Annotated in this window: 12 protein-coding genes; 7 read left to right on the top strand and 5 right to left on the bottom strand. The window is 65.4% G+C overall.

Annotated features, from left to right (window positions below; genetic code table 11):
* Window positions 1–2 precede the first annotated feature (2 nt).
* Window positions 3–851, bottom strand: coding sequence for a peptidylprolyl isomerase (locus E1832_RS14880; RefSeq protein ID WP_133360561.1), 849 nt, complete (start codon window positions 849–851; stop codon window positions 3–5).
* Between the two features lie 174 nt (window positions 852–1025).
* Between E1832_RS14880 and secA the strand changes: the two genes are divergently transcribed.
* The 3 genes from secA to E1832_RS14865 all read left to right on the top strand — a co-directional run bounded on the left by secA (window position 1026) and on the right by E1832_RS14865 (window position 6482).
* On the top strand, window positions 1026–3740 hold the full coding sequence (gene secA / locus E1832_RS14875) for a preprotein translocase subunit SecA (protein WP_133360560.1): 2715 nt from the start codon (window positions 1026–1028) through the stop codon (window positions 3738–3740).
* 111 nt (window positions 3741–3851) lie between these two features.
* Window positions 3852–4898, top strand: a complete 1047-nt coding sequence (locus E1832_RS14870) for a hypothetical protein (RefSeq protein ID WP_133360559.1) — start codon at window positions 3852–3854, stop codon at window positions 4896–4898.
* Window positions 4899–4922: 24 nt separating this feature from the next.
* Window positions 4923–6482, top strand: coding sequence for a phosphate ABC transporter substrate-binding/OmpA family protein (locus tag E1832_RS14865; RefSeq protein ID WP_133360558.1), 1560 nt, complete (start codon window positions 4923–4925; stop codon window positions 6480–6482).
* Window positions 6483–6542: 60 nt separating this feature from the next.
* On the opposite strand, the gene radC is transcribed toward E1832_RS14865, so the two are convergent.
* The 3 genes from radC to dnaK form a co-directional block, all read right to left on the bottom strand.
* Window positions 6543–7304 carry a RadC family protein gene (gene radC, locus E1832_RS14860; protein WP_133360557.1) on the bottom strand — a complete coding sequence of 254 codons (762 nt, stop codon included), beginning with the start codon at window positions 7302–7304 and terminating at the stop codon, window positions 6543–6545.
* Window positions 7305–7479: 175 nt separating this feature from the next.
* Window positions 7480–8631, bottom strand: a complete 1152-nt coding sequence (dnaJ, locus tag E1832_RS14855) for a molecular chaperone DnaJ (protein ID WP_133360556.1) — start codon at window positions 8629–8631, stop codon at window positions 7480–7482.
* Window positions 8632–8709: 78 nt separating this feature from the next.
* Window positions 8710–10623, bottom strand: coding sequence for a molecular chaperone DnaK (gene dnaK / locus E1832_RS14850; RefSeq protein ID WP_133360555.1), 1914 nt, complete (start codon window positions 10621–10623; stop codon window positions 8710–8712).
* Between the two features lie 222 nt (window positions 10624–10845).
* On the opposite strand from dnaK, the gene E1832_RS14845 reads away from it, so the two are divergent.
* Window positions 10846–11448 carry an alpha-ketoglutarate-dependent dioxygenase AlkB family protein gene (locus tag E1832_RS14845; RefSeq protein WP_165978906.1) on the top strand — a complete coding sequence of 201 codons (603 nt, stop codon included), beginning with the start codon at window positions 10846–10848 and terminating at the stop codon, window positions 11446–11448.
* A gap of 17 nt (window positions 11449–11465) precedes the next feature.
* Here the strand turns inward: E1832_RS14845 and E1832_RS14840 are convergent, their stop codons facing one another.
* Window positions 11466–12287: an ABC transporter permease gene (locus E1832_RS14840; protein WP_133360553.1), complete on the bottom strand. Its 822-nt coding sequence runs from the start codon at window positions 12285–12287 to the stop codon at window positions 11466–11468.
* A 119-nt stretch (window positions 12288–12406) separates the two neighbouring features.
* Between E1832_RS14840 and cysQ the strand changes: the two genes are divergently transcribed.
* The 3 genes from cysQ to E1832_RS14825 form a co-directional block, all read left to right on the top strand.
* A complete protein-coding gene (gene cysQ / locus E1832_RS14835) occupies window positions 12407–13204 on the top strand; it encodes a 3'(2'),5'-bisphosphate nucleotidase CysQ (RefSeq protein ID WP_133360552.1) in 798 nt (265 codons plus the stop codon).
* A complete protein-coding gene (locus E1832_RS14830) occupies window positions 13204–14007 on the top strand; it encodes a 3-deoxy-manno-octulosonate cytidylyltransferase (RefSeq protein WP_133360551.1) in 804 nt (267 codons plus the stop codon). Before cysQ ends, E1832_RS14830 begins: the two co-directional genes overlap by 1 nt.
* A partial coding sequence (locus tag E1832_RS14825) for a glycosyltransferase family 2 protein (protein ID WP_133360550.1) occupies window positions 14004–14967 on the top strand: 964 nt, incomplete at its 3' end. The genes E1832_RS14830 and E1832_RS14825, both read left to right, overlap by 4 nt.

The following is a 14967-nucleotide window of genomic DNA, read 5'->3' as shown; positions in this document are numbered from 1 at the left end:
CGTCAGTTCCTCAACAGATCCAGATTGTGGATCATGGTGGGCTCCAGCCCTTCGACCTCGGGGCGCTCGACCTCGGCGGCGGCCACCAGCGCATCGACGCGCTCGGACACGGCCTTCTGGCGCAGCTCGCCGGCCAGATCGTCGCGCACGCTGTCGAAGTCGGGCGCCTCTTTCTGCCGGCTCTCGTTCAGTTTGACCACGTGCCAGCCGAACTGGGTCTGCACCGGATCGGACACTTGGCCCGGTTCCAGCGTCATGACGGCGGTTTCGAATTCGGGAACCATCATGCCCTTTTCGAACCAGCCCAGCTCGCCTCCGTTGGGTCCCGAGGGGCCGGTGGACTTCTCTTTCGCCAGCGCGGCGAAATCGGCGCCGCCGTCAAGCTCGGCCTTGATCGCCTGTGCCTCTTCCTCGGTCTCGACCAGGATGTGCGAGGCATTGAATTCACGTTCATCGTAGGCGGCGCCGTATTGCGCCTCGTAGGCGGCGCGCAGGTCGTCCTCACCGGCCGCCGTCGCCATGATCTTCTCGATCTCCTCGGCGGCGAGCAGCGAGCGGCGCTCGTTTTCCAGCGACAGTTTCACGCCGTTGGGGATCTCATCGCCATGGGCCTGCTCCAGCGCGCTTTGCTGGATCAGTTGTTCCAGGATCGCATCATAGAGAACCTCGGGCGGCAGCTGCTGGTACTGCTGCGGCAGCGAGGCGCGGGCGATGATCACATGGCCCAGCCTGATCTCCTGACCGTTCACGCGGGCAACCACCGTATCGGCGCCGGGGCCCTCGGCCAGGGCTGGAAGAGCCATCAGAGCGGCGAACGCCAGCGCGGGCAGGAAAGTGAGACCTTTGGGCATTGAATCGTCCTATCGTTGGACCGCGACAGGGCGCGGCGTTGACACTGTTTCCACGGCCCCTTACATCGCCTTAAGGCCGACGTCAGGACCGTCTTTCCCCTCGTATCTATGGGTTGTGCGCAGGACGGACAAGTCTGACAAGACCATCAGGAAGTCAGAGCCGCTGGAGAACATATGCTGGGTATCGGAACACTCGCCAAAAAGGTGTTCGGCACGCCGAACGACCGCAAAATCAAGGCGACGCAGCCGCTGGTCGAAAAGATCAACGCGCTGGAACCCGAGTTCGAAAAACTCAGCGACGAGGGACTCAGGGACAAGACGGCCGACCTGCGCAAGCGCGCTCAGGACGGCGAAAGTCTGGATGATCTGCTGCCCGAGGCCTTTGCCAACGTCCGCGAAGGGGCCCGGCGCGCGCTGGGGCTGCGCGCCTTTGACACCCAGTTGATGGGCGGCATCTTTCTGCATCAGGGCAATATCTCGGAAATGAAGACCGGCGAGGGCAAGACCCTGGTCGCCACCTTCCCGGCCTATCTGAACGCGCTGGTGGGCAAGGGTGTGCATGTGGTCACGGTCAACGATTATCTGGCCAAACGTGACGCCGAATGGATGGGCAAGGTCTATGAGGCGCTGGGCATGCGCGCCGCCGTGATCTGGTCGGGCATGGGCTCGCAGGACAAGATCCGGGCCTATGAGGCCGATGTGACCTATGGCACCAACAACGAGTTCGGCTTCGATTACCTGCGCGACAACATGAAGTCCGAACTGAGCGAGCTGTTCCAGAAGAACCATTATTTCGCCATCGTCGACGAGGTGGACAGCATCCTGATCGACGAGGCGCGCACGCCGCTGATCATCTCCGGGCCCGCCGACGACCGCTCGGATCTTTATGCGACCATTGACGCGATCATCCCGCTGCTGTCCGAGGCGCATTTCGACGTCGATGAAAAGACCCGCGGCGTGACCTTTACCGAAGAGGGCAACGAGTTTCTCGAAGAGCAGCTGCACGCCCGCGGCCTGCTGGACGAGGGGCAGACGCTTTATGACCCGGAAAGCACGACCATCGTGCACCATGTCAACCAGGGCCTGCGCGCGCACAAGCTGTTCCAGAAGGACAAGGATTATATCGTCCGCGATGGCGAGGTGGTGCTGATCGACGAATTCACCGGCCGGATGATGGCGGGGCGCCGCCTCTCCGAGGGGCTGCACCAGGCCATCGAGGCCAAGGAGCATGTCCAGATCCAGCCCGAGAACGTCACCCTGGCCAGCGTGACTTTTCAGAACTTCTTCCGCCTGTACGAAAAGCTCGCCGGCATGACCGGCACCGCGGTGACCGAGGCCGAGGAATTCGCCGAAATCTATGGCCTGGGTGTGGTCGAGGTGCCGACCAACCGCCCGATTGCGCGGATCGACGAAGACGATCAGGTATTCCGCACCACCGCGGAAAAGTACAAGGCAATCATCGAAGCGATCGGCACAGCCCACGAAAAGGGTCAGCCGGTCCTCGTCGGCACCACCTCGATCGAAAAGTCCGAGGTTCTGTCCGCGATGCTGGACAAGGCCGGGATCACGCACAACGTTCTCAACGCCCGCCAGCACGAGCGCGAGGCCCAGATCGTCGCCGACGCCGGCCGTCTGGGCGCGGTGACCATTGCCACCAACATGGCCGGTCGGGGCACCGACATCCAGCTCGGCGGCAACGTCGACATGAAGGTCATGGAGGCGCTGGAGCAGAACCCGGATGCCGATCCGGCCGAGATCCGCGCCGCCGAAGAGGCCATGCACGCCGAGGAAAAACAGAAGGTGATCGAGGCCGGCGGCCTTTTCGTGATCGCGTCGGAACGGCATGAAAGCCGCCGCATCGACAACCAGCTGCGCGGCCGCTCGGGCCGTCAGGGCGACCCGGGGCGCACGGTGTTCTTCCTCAGCCTCGAAGACGATCTGATGCGCATCTTCGGCTCCGAACGTCTGGACAAGGTGCTCAAGACCCTTGGCCTGAAGGAAGGCGAGGCGATCGTGCATCCCTGGGTCAACAAGTCGCTCGAACGGGCGCAGGCCAAGGTCGAGGGACGCAACTTCGACATGCGCAAGAACATCCTCAAGTTCGACGACGTGATGAACGACCAGCGCAAGGTGATCTTTGCCCAGCGGCGCGAGATCATGGCGGCCAAGGATCTGTCCGACATCGCCGCCGACATGCGCCATCAGGTGATCGACGACCTGATCGACGCCTATATGCCACCGAAATCCTATGCCGATCAGTGGGACACCGAGGGGCTCTATGCCCAGGTGATCGAAAAGATGGGCCTGGACGTGCCGGTGATCGAATGGGCCGCCGAAGAGGGTGTGGACGACGAGGAAATCCGCGAGCGTCTGGTCAAGGCCAGCGACGAGATGATGGCGAAAAAGGCCATCGATTTCGGGTCGGAGAACATGCGCCAGATCGAAAAACAGGTGCTGCTGGAGACCATCGACGCCAAGTGGCGCGAACATCTTGTGACGCTGGAGCATCTGCGCTCGGTCATCGGGTTCCGTGGCTACGCGCAACGCGATCCGCTGAACGAGTACAAGACCGAGAGCTTTCAGCTCTTCGAGGGGATGCTGGACGGGTTGCGCGAGGCCGTGACCCGGCAACTGGCCCATGTGCGGCCGCTGACGGAAGAAGAGCAGCGCCAGATGATGGCGCAGTTCGCTGCCCAGCAGGCGCAGCTTCAACAGCGGGCGGATGTCGCCGAGGCGCAGGTCGAAGAGGCCGCCGCGCCGGCCGACCCGGAGACCGCCTCCGGCTTCGTCGAGGGCGATCCCAGCACCTGGGGCAATCCCGGCCGCAACGAGAAATGCCCCTGCGGCAGCGGCAAGAAATTCAAGCATTGCCACGGCCGGCTGGCCTGACCCCGCCAGACCAGCGCCAGGAAGATGCCTGATTGACTCCCCCGGGCGGCCACATGATGGCCGTCTTTGCGGGCCACATCTGACACGACCCGACTGGTGACGGAGGATGTGATGTCCAGATTGCGTTTGATTGGCATGGCCGGCGGCACACTGGCCTGTGCGCTGGGCATCGGATATGTGATGCAGCGCGGCCAGCCCGCCCCGCCGCCGATCGCATCTCCCGCGCCGGTTTCGGCCCGGGACACGCCGGCGGCGCCCAGGGTGGAACCGCCGCGCCCGGCCCCGGTCCGGGTCCGCGTCGCCGAAGCCGGGGCACCGGATGAGGCGCTGGATATCAAAAAGATCACGCTGACCTCCGCGGCGGCCGAGGGCGACGGAGACGGCCTCTCACGCCTGCCCGTTACCAAGACCCTGCCGGAGCTGTCCGCGGCGCCGGGCGCGGTGCTTCCTGGCACGCCGGAGGATCCCGAGATGCCGGCGCTGGGCTGCGACGTGATGGCCCGGGCCGTGCCGGGGCCGATGGCGATGGTGGATTTCTCGGTCTCCGCGCCCTGTCTCGGCAACTCCCGTCTGGTGGTTCATCACAGCGGCATGACCTTTTCCGCCGTCACCGATGCCGATGGCGATCTGAACGTCACGATCCCGGCGCTGGCCGAGCGCGCGGTCTTTATCGCCGCCTTCGACAATGGCGAGGGCGCCGTGGCCACCACCCGGCTTGCCGACATCGCTGATTACGACCGCGTCGTGCTGCAATGGCAGGGCAGGGCCGGCTTCCAGATCCACGCCCGCGAATTCGGCGCCAGCTATGGCGATCCGGGTCATGTCTGGTCCGGCGCGACGCCGCCGGCCGAGCCCGAGCACGCCACCGGGTCGGTGATCCGCCTGGGCACGCAGGACGCGCTGTCGCCGCTTCTGGCCGAGGTCTATACCTTTCCGGCGCGCACCGCCGACCGCAGCGGCACCATCGCACTGAGCGTCGAGACCGAGGTGACGCAGGACAATTGCGGCCGCGACATTTCCGCCCAACTGCTCCAGCGCCAGGGTGAGGATCGCGTCCGGACGCGGCAGCTCGATCTCGCGGTGCCCGACTGCAGCGCGACGGGTGATTTTCTGGTGTTGAATAATCTGCTGGATGACCTGAAGATCGCGGCGAAATGATCCGCGTATAAATTAAGGTCTCACATGTATTGGTCACGTGCGGCGGCGCTCGCCGCACTCTTTCTTTTTTCGGTTGCGCGCCCGGTTGCGGCTCAGGATGTCACGCTGACCTCGCCCGATGGGGCGGTGGAGATCACCGGAACGCTGCTGGGCTTTGACGGCGAATTCTACCGTGTCGATACCCGGTACGGAGAGTTGACGGTGGATGGATCGGGCGTGTCGTGCAACGGGCCGGGCTGTCCCAGCCTGACCGACTATGTGGCCGAGCTGGCGCTGTCTGGATCCTCGACCATGGCCGAGGTGCTGCTGCCGGCGCTGGTCGAGGGGTTCGCCCTGCGCAACGGCTGGCGGGCCGCGCGCGACACCCTGGACGACAACCATTTCCGCTATAGCCTTGCGCGCCCGGATACCGGCCCGGCGCTGGCGTATTTCACCTTTCGCGTCAGCAACACCGACGAGGGGTTTGCCGATCTGTTGGCGAACGAGGCCGACATCGTCCTCGCCCTGCGCGAAATCCGCGCCGGGGAACGGACCCGCGCCTTCGAGGCCGGGATGGGCGATATGACCGCCGGCAACCGCAGCCGGGTTCTGGCGCTCGATGCGATGGTGCCGGTGGTGGCGCCGGGCAACCCGGTGCGGCGCATCTCCACCCCCGATCTGGCCCGGATCTTTGCCGGCGAGATCGCGAACTGGTCCGATCTGGGCGGTCCGGACGCACCCATCGACCTGCACCTGCCCGATGCCGGCTCGGGCCTGTCCCAGGCGGTCGAGGACCGGCTGCTGCGCCCCGCCGGGCTGACCCTGGCCGAGGGTATCACCCGTCACCCCCGCAGCAGCTCCCTGGCCCGCGCGGTCAGCGCCGATCCCTTTGCCATCGGCATCGCCAGCTTTGCCGAAACCGGCACCGCCCGGGCGCTGACCCTGACCGGGGCCTGCGGGTTCTCGCTCGAGGCCAGCCGCCGCACCATCAAGACCGAGGACTACCCGTTGACCTCGCCGATGTTCCTCTATCTTCCGGCACGGCGGTTGCCGAAGGTCGCGCGCGAGTTCCTTCTTTATGTGCAAAGCCCGGCGGCGCAGATCGTGATCCGGCGCGCGGGGTTCGTCGATCAGGCCCCCGAGCGGATCGCGCTGAACGCCCAGGGCGACCGGTTCGCCAATGCCATCGCGGCTGCCGGCGAGGAGGTTCCGCTGGACGAGTTGCAGCGCATGATCGCCACGCTGGGGCCGCTGACGCGCCTGACCACATCGTTCCGGTTCGAGGCCGGCTCGACCCGGCCGGACGCGCAGTCGCGCGCCAATATCGCCCAGCTCGCCCGGGCGATCGAGATCGGTGTCTATGACGCCAAGACCCTGATGTTCGTCGGATTCAGCGATGGCGAGGGGCCGGCCGAGGGCAACAGGCGGATCGCGCTGAAACGCGCCGAGGCAGTCCGCGACGCGGTGCTGGCGGCGGTCAAGACGCCCGGCGAGGCAAGGGTGGAAATGTCGGTCGAGGCCTTTGGCGAGGCGTTGCCGATGGCCTGCGACGACAGCGACTGGGGCCGTCAGGTCAACCGGCGGGTCGAGATCTGGGCGCGGTGATCCTTGCCCGCGCGATCTGATCCGAAACCCGGAACCTGGTTTTTCGGACCGCCCCCGGACTCAGAGGTATCCCTCGGACCGGAAACTCAATTCGCGCGATTTGCCGACGATCAGGTGGTCGTGCAGGGCGATCCCAAGCGCCGCGCAGGCATCGTTGATCTTTCCGGTCATGCGGATGTCGGACTCGCTGGGGCTGGGATCGCCGGAGGGGTGATTGTGGACCAGGATCAGCGCCGATGCGTTCAGCTCCAGCGCGCGCTTGGCCACTTCGCGCGGGTAGACGGGGACATGATCGACGGTGCCGCGTCCCTGATCCTCATCCGCGATCAGGGTGTTTTTCGTGTCCAGGTACAGAACGCGGAACAGTTCGGTATCGCGGTGTGCCATGGTGGTCCGGCAGTAATCCAGCACCGCGTCCCAGCTTGAAATCACGTGCCTTTTCAGGACCCTGGCCCGCGCCATCCGATGCGCGGCAGCCTCGACGATCTTCAGATCCGCGATCACGGCGGGCCCGATTCCGTTCACCGAGGCCAGCCGCTCCGGCGCGGCGGCCAGAACGCGGTTGAAATCGCCGAACTGGTCCAGAAGCGCGCGCGCCAGCGGCTTCACGTCGCGGCGCGGGATCGACCGGAACAGCAGCAGTTCCAGCAGCTCGTAATCCGGCATCGCGGCGGCGCCGCCCGCCATGAACCGGTCGCGCAGCCGTTGACGGTGGTCGCGGATATAGGAGGGCACCCGACCGGCGGGCAACGCCATCTCCGGCGCCTCGTCCGGGGCGAAGAGGGATCGCGTCGCATCGTCGAAGGCGTCAGGCGGGGTCATCGGGGAAGGATGCGCCGGGGCGGTAAACGGCAGGTTAACGCCCCGGCGCGAAAGGGAGCCGTCCGCCCCCCTTTGCCAAGGGGCCGGGGCGGGGAGGGGGGCTAAGCCCTTCGTCTTTGGGGCTTAGCCCGTTCGGCGCTGAAAAGGGTCCGGCGGACCTTTTTCCCGGCGCGCCTTACCCCTTCATACTGTCCCAGAAGGATTTGACCGACGAAAAGAAGGTCTTGCTCTCCGGGTTGTTGTCCTCGCTCAATTCGTCGAACTCGCGCAGGATCTCTTTCTGGCGGCCGGTCAGGTTCACCGGGGTTTCCACCGCCAGTTCGATGAACATGTCGCCATGGCCGCCACCGCGCAGCGGCGGCATCCCCTTGCCGCGCAGGCGCATCTGACGGCCCGACTGGCTGCCCGCCGGGATCTGCACCCGGCCACGGCCACCGTCGATGGTGGGCACCTCGATCGCGCCGCCCAGGGCCGCCGTCGACATGCTGACCGGGACGCGGCAATAAAGGTTCACCCCGTCGCGCTCGAACAGCTCATGCGGGGCCACCTCGACAAAGATGTAAAGATCGCCCGAGGGTCCGCCGCGCATGCCCGCCTCGCCCTCGCCAGCGAGCCGGATGCGGGTGCCGGTCTCGACCCCGGCCGGGATGTTGACAGAGAGTGCACGGTCCTTCTCGACGCGGCCGGCGCCGCCGCAGGCCTTGCAGGGGTCCTTGATGATCTGCCCCATGCCAGAGCAGGTCGGACAGGTACGCTCGACGGTGAAGAAACCCTGTTGCGCACGCACCTTGCCCATGCCCGAACAGGTGGGACAGGTGGTCGGCTCCACCCCGCCTTCGGCGCCGGTGCCCTCGCAGGCCGAACAGGCCACCGAGGTCGGCACGTTGATGGTTTTCTGAATGCCGGAATAGGCCTCTTCCAGCGTCACCCGCAGGTTGTAACGCAGGTCAGAGCCGCGGGTGGCGCGTTGACGGCCACGCTGGCCGCCCATGAAATCGCCGAAGAGATCGTCGAACACGTCGGAGAAGGCGCTGGAGAAATCGCCGCCACCGCCGCCAAAGCCCGCGCCGCCGGGTCGCGGCCCGCCGCCGCCCATGCCACCCTCGAAGGCCGCATGGCCAAACCGGTCATAGGCGGCCTTTTTGTCGGCGTCCTTGAGGACCTCATAGGCCTCGTTGGCTTCCTTGAACTTCGCCTCGGACTCCGGGTTGTCGGCATTTCGGTCCGGATGCAGTTCCTTGGCTTTCTTGCGATAGGCCTTCTTGATCTCGTCCGCCGATGCGCCCTTGGACACGCCCAGAACGTCGTAAAAATCACGTTTTGACATCGGTCTTTTTCCTTTTGCCGGAACGAAAGCGGGCCGGTCCGGATCCCGGACCGGCCCGCCCTGGCCCGGTGTTACACCTTAGGAACGCTTGTCATTGTCCAGGTCTTCGAACTCGGCATCGACGATGTCATCCTCGCCGGGTCCGGTATCGGCCGCCGCCGGCTCGTCGCTGGCCTCGTCCTGGCTGGCCTTGTAGATGGCCTCGCCCAGCCGCATCGCGACCTCGGTCACGTTCTGGATGCCCGACTTGATCTTGTCGGCGTCGACGCCATCCTTTTCCAGGTCGTCCTTGAGCGCGGCCACCGCCAGTTCGATCGCCTCGACGGTCGAGGGGTCGACCTTGTCGCCATGCTCCTCGATCGATTTCTCGGTCGAGTGGATCAGGCTTTCGGCCTGGTTCTTGGCTTCGATCAGCTCGCGGCGGGCCTTGTCTGCCTCGGCATTCTCTTCGGCGTCCTTGACCATCTTTTCGATGTCATCGTCCGAGAGGCCGCCGGAGGCCTGGATGGTGATCTGCTGTTCCTTGCCGGTACCCTTGTCCTTGGCGCCGACCGACACGATGCCGTTGGCGTCGATATCGAAGGTCACCTCGATCTGCGGCATGCCGCGCGGCGCCGGCGGGATGTTCTCCAGGTTGAACTGACCAAGCATCTTGTTGTCGGAAGCCATTTCACGTTCGCCCTGGAACACGCGGATGGTCACCGCGCTCTGATTGTCCTCGGCGGTCGAGAAGACCTGGCTTTTCTTGGTCGGGATGGTGGTGTTGCGGTCGATCAGCCGGGTGAACACGCCGCCCAGGGTCTCGATCCCCAGCGACAGCGGGGTCACGTCGAGCAGGACCACATCCTTGACGTCGCCCTGCAACACGCCGGCCTGAATGGCGGCGCCCATGGCGACGACCTCATCGGGGTTCACACCCTTGTGCGGCTCCTTGCCAAAGAACTTGGTCACCTCTTCGATGACCTTCGGCATCCGGGTCTGACCGCCGACCAGAACCACCTCGTCCACGTCCGATGCCGACAGACCGGCATCCTTCAGCGCCGCGGCGCAGGGCTTGAGCGAGGCCTTGATCAGATCGCCGACCAGGCTTTCCAGCTTGGCGCGGGTCAGTTTCATCACCATGTGCAGCGGCGAGCCGTCCGACCCCATCGAGATGAAGGGCTGGTTGATCTCGGTCTGGCTCGAGCTGGACAGCTCGATCTTGGCCTTTTCGGCGGCTTCCTTCAGGCGCTGCAGGGCCATCTTGTCCTTGGTCAGATCGACGCCATGCTCTTTCTTGAACTCGTCCGCCAGGTAGGTGACGATCCGCATGTCGAAGTCTTCGCCGCCCAGGAAGGTGTCGCCGTTGGTCGACTTCACCTCAAAGAGGCCATCGTCGATTTCCAGGATGGTGACGTCGAAGGTGCCGCCGCCAAGGTCATAGACCGCGATGGTGTGGGTGTTTTCCTTGTCGAGCCCATAGGCCAGCGCGGCAGCCGTCGGTTCGTTGATGATCCGCAGCACTTCCAGCCCGGCGATCTTGCCGGCGTCCTTGGTGGCCTGACGCTGAGCGTCGTTGAAATAGGCGGGCACGGTGATGACGGCCTGCGTCACCTCTTCGCCGAGATAGCTTTCGGCGGTTTCCTTCATCTTGCCGAGGATGAAGGCCGAGATCTGCGACGGAGAGTATTTGTCGCTCTTGGCTTCGACCCAAGCGTCGCCGTTGCCGCCGTCGATGACGTTGAACGGCATGTTCTTCTTGTCCTTGGCCAGATCCGCGTCGTCGAACCGGCGGCCGATCAGACGCTTGACGCCAAAGATGGTGTTTTCAGGGTTGGTGACGGCCTGGCGCTTGGCCGGCTGGCCGACCAGCCGCTCGTCATCGGTAAAGGCGACGATCGAGGGGGTCGTGCGCGCCCCTTCCGCGTTTTCGATAACCTTGGGTTGGGCGCCATCCATGATGGCGACGCAGCTGTTGGTGGTCCCCAGGTCGATCCCGATAACTTTGCTCATGCGTTTCGATCCCTCTTAATGTTCAAGGCGATTACCCGAGGTCAGAACCCGTTATGGCATCCCGGCCCCGATGATGTGGCGCGACGGTGGTCCATCGCGCGTCTCGGCGTATATAGGGAGCGGGAAAAGGCCCTGCAACCATCCTTGAGGGGTGGTTTTCACGAATCCGTGATGGTTTCTTCGTGGGGTCTCAGATGGCTGGCACAGCAGGAGGGGGCGCGGATGACGCGGCTGATGATACGCGATTTCGTGGTTCTGAAATCCCATCTGGATCCGGCGGCCCAGGCCGGGCTGATCGAGGCGCTGCGCCCGGTGCTGAAGGCGGCGCCGCCCTTCAGCCCCCAGACACCGTCGGGAAAGAAGATGTCGGTGCGGATGACCTCGGCCGGGGCGCTGGGATGGATCTCCGACCGGACCGGCTATCGCTATGCGCCGCAGCATCCCGGGGGCCAGGACTGGCCGGCGATCCCCGACCCGGTTCTGCGCCTCTGGGCCGAGGTCACCGGGCTTGAACGGCGCCCCGATTGCTGCCTGATCAACTACTATGGCGAAGGCGCCCGGATGGGCCTGCATCAGGACAAGGACGAGGCGGATTTCTCCTGGCCGGTGGTGTCGGTCTCGCTGGGCGACGACGGGCTTTTCCGCATCGGCAACCCCACGCGCGGGGGGCGGACCGAGTCGGTCTGGCTGAGTTCCGGCGACGTGGTGGTGATGGGCGGGCCGGCGCGGCTGAGCTATCACGGGGTGGACCGGATCCGCTATAAATCCTCGCGCCTGCTGCCGCGGGGCGGGCGGCTGAACCTGACCCTGCGCGTGGTGACCTGAGGGCATCGTTCAGCGCCTCAGCGCCGTGCGCTCCAGCTCAGCGAGGCATGGCGGCGGGTATAGAATTCGCCCATCAGCCCGATCATCAGCAACACGATGCCGACCCAGAACGCATAGTGCCAGTTGCTGTTCATCGGGTTGTAATTGATGAACACGAAACCGCGCGACTGGTCGATGGTGTGAAACAGCGGATTCCAGGAAAAGATCGGCAACATGAAGGCCGGCAGCGAATTGGCCAGGAACATCTTGCCCGAGGCGATCATGTTGGCGCGCTGGTAAATGGTCGAGATCAGGCCGACCGCGGTCGGAAACCATGGCCGCAGCGCCATCAGCACCAGTCCCACCGTACAGCCGGTGAACCAGGACAGCAGCACCATGCCAAAGGCCGGGATCGGCTGATCGATGGTGATCGGAGTAAAGGCCACATGATAAACGAACAGGATCGCGATCATGGTCAGAACCTGGATATACAGCGATCCGATTGCCGCCGCGGTGATGGTGATCACCGTGTTCATCGGCGCGTGCTGCATCATCGGGTGGTTCGGACCCTCGGATTTGACGATCGCACCCACCGCCTTGGTGTGGACCATGTACAAAAAGATCCCCGACATCATGTAGAGCAGGAAATCCCCCCGGATCGCCGAGCTGCGCAGCCCCAGAACCGAGAACATCAGGTAGAAGGCGAGGACGAAGATGATCGCCTGAAGCATGTTCCTGCCGAGGGCGATGAAGGCGTTGTTATGGGCCGACCGCACGCTGCGCACGACCGAGTGAAAGATCAGCTCGAAAATCGTGATCACGCCAACGACTCTCGAACGATGTGTACGCTGTTGAAACATCCAACCTCAGCCTTGTGACTTTGTCCCCCGCGGCGACGGAATTCTTGCCGTCCGGTCGTATCCGCAGCATAAGTTGCAGCAGATTTACCAACAACCCGGCGCAAAAATGGAGCTATTTTGTGAAATATGATGCCTTAATTCCCGTCATTCGGAAACTCGCGATCGAAGCGGGGGCGAAAATCATGGAGATTTACAACGCCGACGACTTCGACGTGAAGGTCAAATCCGATGACAGCCCGGTGACCGCCGCCGACGAGGCCGCCGACGCGCTGATCTCGGCGGGATTGCGGGCGGCCTTTCCCGAGATGATGCTGGTGACCGAGGAACAGTCGGCCTCTCACGGGCTGACCGGCGACACCTTTCTGATCGTCGATCCGCTGGACGGGACCAAGGAATTCATCAACCGTCGCGGCGATTTCACCGTCAATATCGCGCTGGTCGAGGGCGGCGTGCCCACCCGCGGCGTGGTCTATGCGCCGGCAAAGGAACGGATGTTCTTTACGCTCGCCGATGGAACCTCGGTCGAGGAGACGGGGCCGTTCGATGCCGCCGCCATGGGCGAGGTTTCTCCGATCCGCGTCGCCGAAAGCGACAATGACGCCCTGATGGTGGTGGCCTCGAAATCGCACCGCGATCAGGCCACCGACGATTACATCAACAAATATAGCGTGAAGGACAGCAAGAGCGCCGGCTCGTCGCTGAAATTCTGCCTGGTCGCCACTGGCGAGGCCGATCTTTACCCGCGCGTCGGGCGGACCATGGAATGGGACACCGCCGCCGGTCATGCCGTGCTGCTGGGCGCCGGCGGCAAGGTGGTGCGTTTCGACGACCATACGCCGCTGACCTATGGCAAGGAGGGCTATGCCAATCCCTTCTTCATCGCCTACGCCGCGAACGTGACGCTCAAGGAGGCGTGATGCCGGTCCTGATCGCCATCCCGGCCCGCTATGCCTCGACCCGCTATCCGGGCAAGCCGCTGGTCGAACTGCGCGGCGCCACCGGCAACGCGAAAAGCCTGATCCGGCGCAGTTGGGAGGCGGCCTGCGCCGTGCAGGGCGTCGACCGCGTGGTGGTCGCCACCGACGACGACCGCATCCGGGAGGCGGCGGAAGGGTTCGGCGCCGAGGTGGTGATGACCTCGGAAACCTGCGCCAACGGCACCGAACGCTGCGCCGAGGTGCTGGATCGGCTCGGCGGCGGCTATGACATCGTGGTCAACCTGCAGGGCGATGCGCCGCTGACCCCGACCTGGTTCGTCGAGGAGCTGATCGCGGGCCTGCGCGCCGATCCGATGGCCGAGGTCGCCACCCCGGTGCTGCGCTGCGACGGGCGCGCGCTCAACGGCTTTCTCGACGACCGCAAAGCCGGGCGTGTGGGGGGCACCACGGCGGTCTTCACCAAGGACAACCACGCGCTCTACTTCTCCAAGGAAGTGATCCCCTACACGCCGGCCCGCTACCCCGACGACGCCCCGGAAACCCCGGTGTTCCACCATGTGGGCGTCTATGCCTACCGCCCCTCGGCGCTGGGCGCCTATCCGCGCTGGGCGCCCGGGCCGCTGGAACAGCTTGAGGGGCTGGAGCAGCTTCGCTTCATCGAGCACGGCCACCGCATCCTCTGCGTCGAGGTCGAGGCGCGCGGACGGCAGTTCTGGGAGCTGAACAACCCCGAGGATGTCGCCCGGATCGAGGCGATGATGGCGGAGATGAGGGTGGCATGAGTGGCGCGCTGACGGTCTCGGTGGTGATCGTCAGCCGGGATCGTCCCGAGGCGCTGTGCCGCTGCCTGCTGGGGGTGTCGCAGCTGCGCTACGACCCGTTCGAGGTGGTGGTGGTCGCCGATGCCGCCGGGCGCGCGGCGCTGCGCGCGCTGCCGGCGGCGGCGCATGTGACACTGGTGGAGTTCGACGCCGCCAATATCTCCGCCGCGCGCAATGCGGGGATCGCCGCGGCGGCGGGCGAGGTGGTGGCCTTTCTCGACGACGACGCGGTGCCGGAGCCGACCTGGCTCGGCTATCTGACGGCGGCGTTCGCCGATCCCGCCGTGGCGGCGGCGGGTGGGTTCGTGCGCGGGCGCAGCGGCATCTCGTTTCAGTCGCGCGGCGCCATGGTCGACGCCGAGGGGCGGCAAACCCCGCTGGATCTGGATCCCGGCCGCATCACCCTGCTGACCGCCAGCCCGGGCCGCGCGATCAAGACCGAGGGCACCAACATGGCCTTTCGCCGGTCGGTGCTGGCCGCGCTGGGCGGGTTCGATCCGCGCTACCGTTTCTTTCTCGACGAGACCGATCTCAACCTGCGCCTGGCCGAACGGGGCGCGGTCACCGCGCTGGTGCCGCTGGCCCAGGTGCATCACGGCTTTGACGAAAGTCCCCGGCGCCGCGCCGACCGGGTGCCGCGCGATCTGACCGAGATCGGCGCCAGCTGGGCGGTGTTCCTGGCCCGCCATTGCCCGCAGGCGCGGCGCGGCGCGGTCTGGGCGGATGTCCAGGCCGCCGAACGCCGCCGCGCCCTGCGCCACATGGTCGCCGGCCGGCTGGAGCCGCGCGATGTCGCGCCTTTGCTGGCCGGGCTGCGCGCGGGCCATGCCGAGGGGCTGCGACGCCGGGCCGAACCGCTGCCGCCGCTGCCCGATCCGGTCCGGCGGTTTCGCCCGGTGCCGCAGCGCCCGGATGCGCGCG

The sequence above is a fragment of the Antarcticimicrobium luteum genome (genome assembly GCF_004358185.1).
Classification (GTDB): Bacteria; Pseudomonadota; Alphaproteobacteria; order Rhodobacterales; family Rhodobacteraceae; genus Antarcticimicrobium; species Antarcticimicrobium luteum.
Note: the sequence above shows the minus strand (reverse complement) of the source record. Positions and strands in the feature narration are given on the sequence as shown.

Coding starts and splice junctions, on each gene's coding strand:
- dnaK (WP_133360555.1), bottom strand. CDS start 10,623: ATGAGCAAAGTTATCGGGATCGACCTGGGGACCACCAACAGCTGCGTC.
- E1832_RS14880 (WP_133360561.1), bottom strand. CDS start 851: ATGCCCAAAGGTCTCACTTTCCTGCCCGCGCTGGCGTTCGCCGCTCTG.
- E1832_RS14865 (WP_133360558.1), top strand. CDS start 4,923: ATGTATTGGTCACGTGCGGCGGCGCTCGCCGCACTCTTTCTTTTTTCG.
- E1832_RS14845 (WP_165978906.1), top strand. CDS start 10,846: ATGACGCGGCTGATGATACGCGATTTCGTGGTTCTGAAATCCCATCTG.
- radC (WP_133360557.1), bottom strand. CDS start 7,304: ATGACCCCGCCTGACGCCTTCGACGATGCGACGCGATCCCTCTTCGCC.
- E1832_RS14870 (WP_133360559.1), top strand. CDS start 3,852: ATGTCCAGATTGCGTTTGATTGGCATGGCCGGCGGCACACTGGCCTGT.
- secA (WP_133360560.1), top strand. CDS start 1,026: ATGCTGGGTATCGGAACACTCGCCAAAAAGGTGTTCGGCACGCCGAAC.
- E1832_RS14830 (WP_133360551.1), top strand. CDS start 13,204: ATGCCGGTCCTGATCGCCATCCCGGCCCGCTATGCCTCGACCCGCTAT.
- E1832_RS14840 (WP_133360553.1), bottom strand. CDS start 12,287: ATGTTTCAACAGCGTACACATCGTTCGAGAGTCGTTGGCGTGATCACG.
- dnaJ (WP_133360556.1), bottom strand. CDS start 8,631: ATGTCAAAACGTGATTTTTACGACGTTCTGGGCGTGTCCAAGGGCGCA.